The 10,010-nt window shown below is 75.1% G+C and carries 12 protein-coding genes and 1 pseudogene; 7 read left to right on the top strand and 6 right to left on the bottom strand.

Translation table 11 applies throughout. The annotated features are described in order from the left end of the window. Positions 1-154: 154 nt before the first annotated feature. Positions 155-898: pseudogene (locus ACZ6EJ_RS27405) on the bottom strand (hypothetical protein); the annotation flags it as partial. Positions 899-991: 93 nt separating this feature from the next. Here ACZ6EJ_RS27405 and ACZ6EJ_RS27400 point away from each other — a divergent pair. The 5 genes from ACZ6EJ_RS27400 to amaP are packed head-to-tail and all read left to right on the top strand — an operon-like array spanning position 992 to position 3,297. Then, positions 992-1,459: an Asp23/Gls24 family envelope stress response protein gene (locus tag ACZ6EJ_RS27400; RefSeq protein ID WP_469270850.1), complete on the top strand. Its 468-nt coding sequence runs from the start codon at positions 992-994 to the stop codon at positions 1,457-1,459. 44 nt (positions 1,460-1,503) lie between these two features. Further along, positions 1,504-1,695, top strand: coding sequence for a hypothetical protein (locus ACZ6EJ_RS27395; RefSeq protein WP_469270849.1), 192 nt, complete (start codon positions 1,504-1,506; stop codon positions 1,693-1,695). After that, entirely contained in the window at positions 1,692-2,045 is a 354-nt protein-coding gene (locus ACZ6EJ_RS27390) for an Asp23/Gls24 family envelope stress response protein (protein WP_469270848.1), read from the top strand. Before ACZ6EJ_RS27395 ends, ACZ6EJ_RS27390 begins: the two co-directional genes overlap by 4 nt. Continuing rightward, a complete protein-coding gene (locus ACZ6EJ_RS27385) occupies positions 2,042-2,713 on the top strand; it encodes a DUF6286 domain-containing protein (protein ID WP_469270846.1) in 672 nt (223 codons plus the stop codon). Before ACZ6EJ_RS27390 ends, ACZ6EJ_RS27385 begins: the two co-directional genes overlap by 4 nt. A 5-nt stretch (positions 2,714-2,718) precedes the next feature. Then, the gene (amaP, locus tag ACZ6EJ_RS27380) at positions 2,719-3,297 is read left to right on the top strand and encodes an alkaline shock response membrane anchor protein AmaP (protein WP_469270844.1); all 579 of its coding nucleotides are present in this window, start codon (positions 2,719-2,721) and stop codon (positions 3,295-3,297) included. Positions 3,298-3,327: 30 nt separating this feature from the next. On the opposite strand, the gene ACZ6EJ_RS27375 is transcribed toward amaP, so the two are convergent. From ACZ6EJ_RS27375 to ACZ6EJ_RS27355, 5 genes are all read right to left on the bottom strand, one after another. Continuing rightward, entirely contained in the window at positions 3,328-4,083 is a 756-nt protein-coding gene (locus tag ACZ6EJ_RS27375; RefSeq protein ID WP_469270842.1) for an SDR family oxidoreductase, read from the bottom strand. 5 nt (positions 4,084-4,088) lie between these two features. Then, positions 4,089-5,882, bottom strand: coding sequence for a glycoside hydrolase family 15 protein (locus ACZ6EJ_RS27370; RefSeq protein ID WP_469270841.1), 1,794 nt, complete (start codon positions 5,880-5,882; stop codon positions 4,089-4,091). Positions 5,883-5,942: 60 nt separating this feature from the next. Further along, positions 5,943-6,746: an SURF1 family cytochrome oxidase biogenesis protein gene (locus tag ACZ6EJ_RS27365; protein ID WP_469270840.1), complete on the bottom strand. Its 804-nt coding sequence runs from the start codon at positions 6,744-6,746 to the stop codon at positions 5,943-5,945. A 78-nt stretch (positions 6,747-6,824) separates the two neighbouring features. Then, positions 6,825-7,058 carry a hypothetical protein gene (locus ACZ6EJ_RS27360; protein WP_469270838.1) on the bottom strand — a complete coding sequence of 78 codons (234 nt, stop codon included), beginning with the start codon at positions 7,056-7,058 and terminating at the stop codon, positions 6,825-6,827. Between the two features lie 63 nt (positions 7,059-7,121). Next, positions 7,122-8,144, bottom strand: coding sequence for a DEDDh family exonuclease (locus ACZ6EJ_RS27355; protein WP_469270836.1), 1,023 nt, complete (start codon positions 8,142-8,144; stop codon positions 7,122-7,124). 195 nt (positions 8,145-8,339) lie between these two features. Between ACZ6EJ_RS27355 and ACZ6EJ_RS27350 the strand changes: the two genes are divergently transcribed. Both ACZ6EJ_RS27350 and ACZ6EJ_RS27345 read left to right on the top strand, forming a co-directional pair. Further along, the gene (locus tag ACZ6EJ_RS27350) at positions 8,340-9,245 is read left to right on the top strand and encodes a sterol desaturase family protein (RefSeq protein WP_469270835.1); all 906 of its coding nucleotides are present in this window, start codon (positions 8,340-8,342) and stop codon (positions 9,243-9,245) included. After that, positions 9,242-10,010 (top strand): lysoplasmalogenase (locus ACZ6EJ_RS27345; protein WP_469270833.1); only part of this gene is annotated, 769 nt, incomplete at its 3' end. The genes ACZ6EJ_RS27350 and ACZ6EJ_RS27345, both read left to right, overlap by 4 nt.

The raw sequence follows: 10,010 nt of genomic DNA, 5'->3' as shown, positions 1-10,010 counted from the left end.
CCACCCGCCCCCCTCCCCCTCCCTCTTCTCCCTCCCTTTTTCCGATGGGCAGCTCACCCCGAGGGGGGGGGGGGGAGCCCCCCCCCCCCCCCCCCCCCCCCCCCCCCCCGCTCTCCCCCCCCCCCCCCCCCCCCCCCCCCCCCCAGGGGCCGGAGTCCGGCTCCACCACCTCCGTGACCAGCACCGACACCGGCAGCCGCCCGCCGGTGGCCGCCGACACCGCCGTGCGCACCGACCGGGCCACGTCCAGGGCCCGCCGGTCGCCGGCCGCCGCCACCTCGATCCGCACGTGGTCCGGGGCGGTGTGCACCGCGCTGCCCAGGACGCGGGTGAGGGCGACGACGCCCGGCGCCCCCGCGGCGGCCGCCGCCACCGCGTCCTCCGCCGCGTCGGGGACCCCCGGAGCCGCCGCCGTCACCTGACCGGACGCACCCCGCCGGGGTACTGCCGCCGGCCGGTCGGAGGCGTCCTCGCCGAGCAGGGCGGTGACCCGCAGGTCCACCTCCGAGACCTCCAGGCCCAGCCGGGCGGAGGCCGCCTCGACCAGCGCCGCGCGCAGCGCCGCCGCCGCGTCGGGCAGCGGCCGGTCCGTCCCGGCCGCGAACTCCGCCTCGATCCGCAGCGGTCCGGGCGGCAGCGCGCTCGGCGGGGCCGGCGTGAGCCCGTCGCCCCCTGCCGCCACCGGGTCCGCCGCCTCCCGCGCCGAGCCGATCCGCAGCGTCCCCAGCACCGTTCCGGGGGCGGTCGCGGCCCGGCGCAGCACGGAGGCGGCCGCCGTCTCCGCGATCCACGCGCCGTCCGCCGGGCCGCCCAGCGGCAGCAGCCTGCCCAGTCCGAGCCGCTGCCGTACCGCGGCCGTCCATCCGTCGGCCCTCTGCGGGCCCCCTGCCGTCGTCATCACCCCAGCCTGCCGTATCCACGGCGCGGGACCGGGCAAGCGCACTTAACGTGGGCAAGGAAGTCCCCCCTGCCCCCGAAGGGAAGAGCGGCGATGACCGAGAACCCCCAGCGCAGCAACCCCGACAGCCACTCCGGAGACAAGGCCCTGAACCGGCGCGGCGGCGACGCCGGCTCCCGCGGACGCACCACCATCGCCGACGGCGTCGTCGAGAAGATCGCCGGAATGGCCGCACGCGACGTGTCCGGCGTCCACGCGATGGGCAGCGGCCTGTCGCGGACGTTCGGCGCGGTCCGCGACCGGGTCCCCGGCGGCGGCAAGTCCGTCACCCGCGGGGTGAAGGCCGAGGTCGGCGAGGAGCAGACGGCCCTCGACCTGGAGATCGTCGTCGACTACGGCGTGTCCATCACCGACGTGGCGCGCGACGTGCGCGAGAACGTCGTCGGAGCGGTGGAGCGCATGACCGGCCTCGAGGTGGTCGAGGTCAACATCGCGGTCAGCGACGTCAAGCTGCCCGACGAGGACGACGACGAGGAGGAGGGCGGCCAGCGCGTCCAGTAGGGCCCCGTTCCCAGTCGATGTCGACAGGCAGTTGAGGAGACACGATGAGCATGGCTGTGGCCGGTCTGTTGGCCGGCATGGCACTCGGTTTCGCCGGGTACTTCGGCGGGTTCGGGGCCTTCGTCCTGGTGGCCGCGCTGGGCGCGATCGGCTTCGTCGCCGGCCGCTTCGCCGACGGCGACCTGGAACCGGGCGACTTCTTCCGGAGTCGCGAGCGCGGCGACCGGCGACGGTGACGGCGGTGACCGGGCGCGTCGCCGCCGCCGAACGGGGCGAGACCCGGATCGCCGACCGGGTCGTCGCCAAGATCGCCGCGCGGGCGGCGAAGGAGGCGGTCGACGAACCGCCCGAGGACGGGGCGCCGCCCCGCGCCACGGTCACCGTGCACCGCGACGCCGCGCGGGTGCGGGTCACCCTGGAGCTGGGCTACCCCTGCGACATCGGCCGCCAGTGCGGGGCCGTACGGCGCAGGGTCGCCCAGCGGGTCACCGCGCTGGTCGGCATGGAGGTGCCCGAAGTGGCCGTACAGGTCGAGCGGTTGCACCGCGCGGAGGCGGCCGCCGGTGCGAAGGGGAGGCTGCGATGACCCGATCCGGCGAACCGACCGGCTCCTCCCGCCGGCTGCCCCCGGCGGGCCGGAACGGCGAAGGCGGACCGGACACGCCCGCCGGCGCGCGCGAGCCCGTCCCGACCCTGGAGCAGGGCGGCGGCCGTGCCGGCCGGTTCTGGTCCGCGCGCCGCGTGTCCGCCGCCCTGCTGGCCCTGGTGCTCCTGGGCGCGACCGGGCTGCTGCTCTACGACGTCGCCGCCGTACGGGCCGGGCGCTCCGCCATGCGGTGGCGGCGCTCCCTCGCCGACGGTCTGGCCGAACGGCGCCTGGACGACACCCTCGTGCTCGTCGGGGCCGGGGTGGCGGCGGCGCTCGGCCTCTGGCTGCTGCTGCTGGCCCTCACCCCCGGACTGCGCGACCTGCTGCCGATGCGCCGCGACCGCGCCGGCGTACGGGCGGCCCTGGGCCGGTCCGCCGCCGCGACGGCCCTGCGGGACCGCGCCGTGGGGGTGGCCGGGGTGCAGTCGGTGCGGGTCCGGGTGGGGCGCCGCCGGGCGAAGGTGCGCGCCCTGTCGCACTTCCGGGAACTCGACGACGTACGGACCGATCTGGACGCCGCGCTGGGGGAGGGGATCAAGGAGCTGGGACTGGCGAAGCCGCCCGCCCTCGCCCTCCAGGTGCGCCGTCCGGCGAAGAAGGGATGAGCCGTATGCGCACCACCGTCAACCGGGTCCTGCTGGCCCTGGCCGGTCTGCTGCTGGTCGCCGGCGGCGGGGCCGTCCTCGCCGCCGGCCTCGGCGCGTCGGTGCCGTCCTGGTGGCCCTGGGACGGCAGACGCGACGTGCTGCTCAGCGACGCCGACCGGGGGCGCTGGCGGGACGAGGGCTGGTGGTGGCCGACCGTGATCGCGGTCCTGGCCGTCCTGGTGGTCCTGGCCCTGTGGTGGCTCCTGGCGCAACCGCGCCGCGGCCGGCTCTCCGAGGTGCTGGTCGACAGCGGCGACGGCGAGGGTGCGCGGGTGCGCGGGCGCGCGCTGGAGAGCGTGCTCGCCGGGGAGGCGGGCGGGCTGGACGGCGTCTCCCGCGCACACGCCGCCCTGACCGGCCGCCGGACCGCGCCCCGAGCCCGGCTCCGGCTGCGGCTGGAACCGCACGCCTCGCCGCTGAAGACGCTGGACGCGGTGGCGGACGGGGCGCTCGCGCACGCCCGTAAGTCGGCCGGACTGGACGAACTGCCCGCCGAGGTCCGCCTCCAGGCCGTCAAGCGCCGCGCCGAGCGGGTCGCCTGACGGCCCGTGGACGCGGCGGGGCCGGCCGGTTCAGAAGCCGCGTCGCGACCCGCCGTCGATGGGGACCATGACCCCGGTCAGGTAGGAGGCGGCGGGCGAGAGCAGGAAGGCCGCCGTCCGGCCGAACTCCTCCGGCCGGCCGTAGCGACGCAGCGGGATGCGCGCCTCGTTGGCGGTGCGGGCGGCCTCGGCGTCGCCGGACAGGGCGTCCAGCTCGCGCAGGCGGTCGGTGTCGATGCGGCCGGGCAGCACCCCGAGGACCCGGATGCCGCGCGGGCCCAGCTCGTCGGCGAGCGACTTGGCGAAACCGGCCAGGCCGGGGCGCAGGCCGTTGGAGATGGTCAGCCCCTTGATGGGCTCGTGGACCGATCCGGAGAGCACGAGACCGATCACGCCGCCCTCGCCGAGCGCCGCGGCGGCCGTGCGGGCCAACCGCACCGCTCCCAGGAAGACCGTCTCGAACGCCGTCTGCCACTGGTCGTCCGTGTTGTCCGCGAGGAAGCCGGGGGCCGGACCGCCGACGCTGACGAGGATGCCGTCGAGCCGTCCGAAGTGCTCCCGCGCCGCGTCGACCAGGCGCTGGGCGGCGCTCGGGTCGGCGTTGTCGGCGGCCAGGCCGACGGCGTCGGGGCCCAGCTCGGCGGCGGCCTCCGCGGCGCTCGCCGCGTCCCGGCCGCTGATGACCACCTTGGCGCCGTCGGCGGCCAGGGCCCGCGCCGTGGCGTTGCCGAGCCCTCGGGTCGCGCCGGTGACGATGTACACACGGTCCTTCAGTCCCAGATCCATGGCCCCTATCCTGCCGCGTCCGGACCGGCCAGGTCGACCGCCGAGTTGACCAGTCCGATATGGCTGAAAGCCTGCGGGAAGTTGCCCAACTGCCGCCCGGCCGCGACGTCGTACTCCTCGGCCAGCAGCCCCAGGTCGTTGCGGAGCTCCAGCAGCCGTTCGAACAGCGCCCGCGCCTCCTGCGGCCGGCCCGTCCGGTGCAACGCGTCGACCAGCCAGAACGAGCAGACGACGAACGTCCCCTCGTCGCCCGGCAGCCCGTCGACGGACACGCCCTCGGTGCTGTAGCGGCGCACCAGGCCGTCGCGGCCCAGCTCGTCGCGGACCGCGTCGACCGTGCCGATCACGCGCGGGTCGTCCGGCGGCAGGAACCCGGTGCGCACGATCAGCAGGGTGGCGGCGTCCAGCTCCCGCGAGCCGTAGGACTGGGTGAACGTGTTCCGCTCGGGGTCGTACCCCTTCTCGCACACCTCGGCGTGCACGGCGTCGCGCATCGCCCGCCAGCGGTCCGCGTCGCCGGGCAGCTCGGGGTCCTCCTCCAGGGAGCGCACCGCGCGGTCGGCGGCGACCCAGGCCATCACCTTGGAGTGCACGAAGTGGCGGCGGGGGCCGCGGATCTCCCACAGCCCCTCGTCCGGCTCGCGCCAGGTCGACTCCAGGAAGCCGAGCAGGCTGAGCTGGAGCTTCCAGGCGTGCGGCTTGTCGTCCAGCCCCGCGACGCGGGCGAGCCGGAGCGCGTCGATGACCTCGCCGTAGACGTCGAGCTGGCGCTGGCCGACCGCGGCGTTGCCGGTGCGCACGGGCCGGGAGTTCTCGTACCCGGCGAGCCAGTCCAGCTCCGCCTCCGGGAGCCTGCGCTCGCCGGACAGCCCGTACATGATCTGGAGGTCGGCCGGGTCCCCGGCGACGGCCCGCAGCAGCCAGTCGCGCCAGGCCGCGGCCTCGTCCAGATAGCCGGCCGAGAGCAGCGCCCCGAGGGTGAGGGTGGCGTCCCGCAGCCAGCAGAAGCGGTAGTCCCAGTTCCGTACGCCGCCGATCTCCTCCGGCAGGGAGGTGGTCGGGGCGGCCACGATGCCGCCCGTCGGGGCGAACGTCAGGGCCTTCAGCGTGATCAGCGAGCGCAGCACGGCCTCGCGGTACGGGCCCGTGTAGGTGCAGCGCTCGCTCCACTCGGCCCAGTCGTGCAGCGTGTGCTTGAGCGCCTTGTGCGGGTCGACCAGTTTCGGACGCGGCGCGTGCGACGGGTGCCAGGTCAGGACGAAGGCGACGCTCTCGCCCTCGGCGACGGTGAACGAGGAGCAGGTGCTGAACTGCTGGCCCCACGTCTTGACCGGCGGTTCGCTGCGCAGCCAGACCGAGTCCGGCCCCGCGACCGCCACCCGGTGGCCGTGCGACCGGCGCACCCAGGGCACCACCGAACCGAAGTCGAAGCGCAGCCGCAGGACGGAGCTCATGTCGACGCTGCCGCTGACGCCCTCGACGATCCGCATGAGGTCCGGCGAGGCGTCGCGGTGCGGCATGAAGTCGATGACCTTCACCGTGCCGGTCCGGGTCTCCCAGTACGTCTCCAGGACCAGCGAGTCGCCCGCGTACCCGCGCCGGGCGCAGGTCTCGGAGGCGGCCGCGCCCTTGGGGGCGATGCGCCAGTGGCCGTTCTCGTCGGTGCCGAGCAGGGCGGCGAAGCAGGCCGCGGAGTCGAAGCGGGGCAGGCAGAGCCAGTCGACGGAGCCGTTCCGGCCGACGAGCGCGGCCGTCTGGAGATCGCCGATCAGGGCGTAGTCCTCGATACGTGGAGTCACGCTCTGGCGTGTTCCCGAACCGGGCCCCGGTTAAGCGGAACAGGCGGTGTGCCGCACGCCTCAGGCGCTCGCCGGCTCCGGCTGCTCCGAGGCGTCGGCCGGCGCGCCCTCGGCGGCGGCCTGCTCGCGGTCGCGCTTCTCCCGGCGTACGAGGATGGCCCAGCCGACCGGGACCGCGGCGGCGAAGAGCCACCACTGGAGGGCGTACGCCATGTGCGGCCCGATCGAGCCGTCGTCCGGGGCGGCGATCTGCTGGGGCAGGTCGCCCGAGGGCGTCGGCGCGGTCTGCTCGACGTACCCGCCGAGGACCTCGCGGCCGAGCAGTCGCGCCTGCTGCTCGCTGTTGATCAGCATCACCTGCCGGTCGGGCAGCCCCGCCAGGTCCTTGATGCCGCTGCTGCCGGTCGTCTCGTCCGCCTTGAGGCGGCCGGTGACGGTCACCTCGCCGCGGGGGGCGGGCGGCACGTCGGGGTAGGCCGTCTGGTTCGGCGCGGCGGGGACCCAGCCCCGGTTGACCAGGACGGTGCCGCCGCCCGCGAGGTCGAGCGGGGTCAGCACGTGGACGCCGATCCGGTCGTCCTGCGAGGTCCGGCGGCGGACGACCACCTCGTGCTCGGCGTCGAACGTGCCGGTCGCGGTGACCTCCCGCCAGTAGTCCGCGCGCGGCACGGTGCGGCCGGGGGAGGCGAGGTCGGTGACCGGGACCGGCTCCGCGTCGAGGTTCCGCGCGATCAGGTCGTTCTGGGCGACCCGGTGCTGGTGCCGGTGCAACTGCCAGAAACCCAGCTCGATCATCGTCGGGATCAACACGAGGGCGAGGAGGGTGAGGATCACCCACTGCCGGGTCAACAGGAAGCGGTACACCCCATGACCGTACAACCGGGGCCATGGGGTGCGGCACTCAGGGGTGGCGCCGGGAGAACCCGGCTACGGGATGCCTTGTCAGAGTTTGTCCACGATGCCCGCCTTTCCCTCGGAGCGGGCGCAGTGGGCGCCGCAGTACCAGTGCCCCTGGACCTCCACGCCCTGCCCGATCACCTGGACCCGGCAGTGCTCGCAGATCGGCGCCATGCGGTGGATGGCGCACGCGAAGCAGTCGAAGACGTGCACCGCACCCTGGGCATGGACCTCGAAGGACATGCCGTAGTCGTTTCCGCAGACCTCACAACGTGCCATGCGCCACAGGGTGGGACGCCCGGCGGGCGCGGGCGAGCGGCCGTGGGGCGCGTCGTGCCCGGTTCACTCCGATGACGGCGCGGACTGCTGCCGCGGCAGCGGCGCCCCGTGGACGGGGTCGGCGGGGGCCACGTCGCGCAGCAGATGGGTGAAGGCGCTCTCCTCCAGGATCGGCGTGCCGAACGCCTTCGCCTTCTGCGTCTTGGACGTGGCCGCGTCCGGGTCGTTGGTGACCAGCAGGCTGGTGAGCCTGGAGACGCCGGTCGCCACGTGCAGCCCGGCCTCCACCGCCCGGTCCTCCAGCAGCTCCCGGTCGATCGAGGTGTCCCCGGAGAAGGCCACCCGCATCCCCTGCTTCAGCGGCTTCTCCTTCTCGTACCGCCCCGGATTGGGATACGGGCACGCCGGGCGCTTGCGCGAGGGCCGCCAGCCGTTCTGCTGACGGGAGGGCTGATACCCGACGCGCGGGGCGACGGGGGAGTCGGACCACTCGGTCAGCGGGCGGCACTCCAGCAGGGGCAGCCGCACCCCGCTCCGCGCCGCCGCGTGCAGGCTCGGCCGGAACGCCTCGGCCAGCACGCGGGCGTCGTCCAGGGCGTGGTGGGCCCGCCGCTGCTCCACGCCGAAGTGCGCGGCGAGCGAGGCCAGCTTGTGGTTGGGCAGCGGCAGCCGCAGCTCCTTGGCGAGCGCGATCGTGCAGAGCCGCTGCTCGACGGGGGCGACCACCGAGGCCCGCGCGTACTCCCGCGCGATCATCGACCAGTCGAAGGCCGCGTTGTGCGCGACGAGCACCCGGTCCGCGAGCCGCCGCGACAACTCGGCGGCCACGTCGGGGAAGAGCGGCGCGCCCTCCAGGACGTCGCTCGTCAGCCCGTGGATCCAGACGGGGCCGGGGTCGCGCTCCGGATTGACCAGCGTGTACCAGTGGTCCTCGACCTCGCCCAGGGCGTCCAGCCGGTAGACGGCGGCGGACACTATCCGGTCGTCGCGGGCGAGCCCGGTGGTCTCCACGTCGACGACCGCGTACCCCCGGGGGTAGGCGGTCGGCCACGGTGCGGCGGTCTGGCGGTCGTCGAGCATGGTCACAGACAATACGGGGCACGACTGACAGTCCCCCATCCGACCGCTGTGCGGGGGCGTTCCCGTACGCCGCGGCCCCGGTGCGCACGGGGGCCGCGGTCGATCGGGGGGAAGGCGCCAGGGGCTGTTGACGCAGGGTCTCGCATACTTGTGGGTAACAACGTCTAGCCCTCGCTCCTCCGGCGGCCCTACGGTGCTCGCATGGAGCCCAACCTGCCCGACGTCGTGCTGTGGTCGATACCGGCCTTCGTGCTGCTCACCGTGATCGAGATGGTCAGCTACCGCCTCCGCCCGGACGAGGACGCCGCCGGGTACGAGGCCAGGGACGCGGCCACCAGCATCACCATGGGCCTCGGCAGCCTCGGCTTCGACCTGCTGTGGAAGCTGCCCGTCCTGGCGATCTACACCGCGGTGTACGAGTTGACGCCGATGCGGGTCCCGGTGCTGTGGTGGACCGTCCCGCTGATGCTCCTCGCCCAGGACTTCCTCTACTACTGGTCCCACCGGGGCCACCACGTCGTCCGCATCCTGTGGGCCTGCCACGTGGTCCACCACTCCAGCCGCAAGTTCAACCTCACCACCGCGCTCCGCCAGCCCTGGACCTCCGTGACCGTCTGGCCCTTCTACCTGCCGCTGATCGCCTGCGGGGTGCACCCGGCGGCGCTCGCGTTCTGCCAGTCGGCCAACCTCGTCTACCAGTTCTGGGTGCACACCGAGCGGGTGGGCAAGCTCCCCCGCCCCTTCGAGTACGTCCTCAACACCCCCTCCCACCACCGCGTCCACCACGCGTCGCAGGGCGGCTACCTGGACCGCAACTACGGCGGAATCCTCATCGTCTGGGACCGCGTGTTCCAGTCCTTCGCGCCGGAGACCGAACGGCCCGTCTACGGGCTCACCAAGAACATCTCCACCCACAACCCGCTGCGCGTGGCGACCCACGAGTACGCCGCCATCGCCCGCGACGTCCGGGCCGCCTCCACCTGGAGCGAGCGGGCCGGGCGGATCTTCCGGGGGCCCGGCTGGCAACCCGCCCCCGCCACGCCCCCGTCCGCCGCGCCCGCGCCCAGCGCGCCCGTGTCCGCGTCCGCGCCGGAGCGCGCTCGGTGAGCACCCCCGCGCCCCGCCCGGCCGAGCGCTTCGCCCGCCCGGTGCTCATCGCCTTCCTCCTGGCCGCGGCCGCCGATCTGGCCGGGCTCCTCGCCGGGTCCGAGTCCGCCCACCTCGTCGCCAAACCGCTGCTCATGCCGCTGCTCGCGGGGTACGCGGCCCTGCGCGGCGGGCCCCGGCCGCTCGTCGCGGCGCTGCTGTTCGGCTGGAGCGGCGACGTCCTCCTGCTCGTCGACGCCGACTGGGCCTTCCTGCTCGGCATGGGCTCCTTCGCCGCCGGACACGTCTGCTACCTGGCGCTGTCCGCCCGCGGCCGGGTCCGCGCGCCGCTGGCCACCGCGCTCGGATACGCCCTCGTCCTCGGCGTATTCCTCGCCCTGATCCAGCCGGACCTCCCGGCGGAGCTGCGCGTCCCGCTGGCCGGCTACAGCCTGCTGCTCACCGCGACGGCCTGGCGGGCACGGGCGCTCGGGCCGTACGCGGCGGCGGGCGGAGTGCTCTTCCTGGCCTCCGACGCCCTCATCGCCACGGGCATCGCCGGATGGCCCCAACTCCCCGTCCCCGACTTCTGGGTGATGCTCACCTACGTCGCCGCGCAGTCCCTGCTGGCCGCCGGGGTGCTCGCGGCCCACCGGGGGAGCGGACGGAGCGCGGCGGCCGCACAGCACGCGGGGGGGGGGGGGGGGGGGGGGGGGGGGGGGGGGGGGGGGGGGGCGGGGGGGGGGGGGGGGGGGGGGGGGGGGGGGGCGGCGAAGGTCTCTGAAG

The sequence above is a fragment of the Streptomyces sp. NPDC041970 genome (assembly GCF_055588985.1).
This window is presented reverse-complemented; position numbering and strand designations above follow the sequence as displayed.

Coding starts and splice junctions, on each gene's coding strand:
- ACZ6EJ_RS27400 (WP_469270850.1), top strand. CDS start 992: ATGACCGAGAACCCCCAGCGCAGCAACCCCGACAGCCACTCCGGAGAC.
- ACZ6EJ_RS27395 (WP_469270849.1), top strand. CDS start 1,504: ATGAGCATGGCTGTGGCCGGTCTGTTGGCCGGCATGGCACTCGGTTTC.
- ACZ6EJ_RS27385 (WP_469270846.1), top strand. CDS start 2,042: ATGACCCGATCCGGCGAACCGACCGGCTCCTCCCGCCGGCTGCCCCCG.
- amaP (WP_469270844.1), top strand. CDS start 2,719: ATGCGCACCACCGTCAACCGGGTCCTGCTGGCCCTGGCCGGTCTGCTG.
- ACZ6EJ_RS27375 (WP_469270842.1), bottom strand. CDS start 4,083: ATGGATCTGGGACTGAAGGACCGTGTGTACATCGTCACCGGCGCGACC.
- ACZ6EJ_RS27360 (WP_469270838.1), bottom strand. CDS start 7,058: ATGGCACGTTGTGAGGTCTGCGGAAACGACTACGGCATGTCCTTCGAG.
- ACZ6EJ_RS27350 (WP_469270835.1), top strand. CDS start 8,340: ATGGAGCCCAACCTGCCCGACGTCGTGCTGTGGTCGATACCGGCCTTC.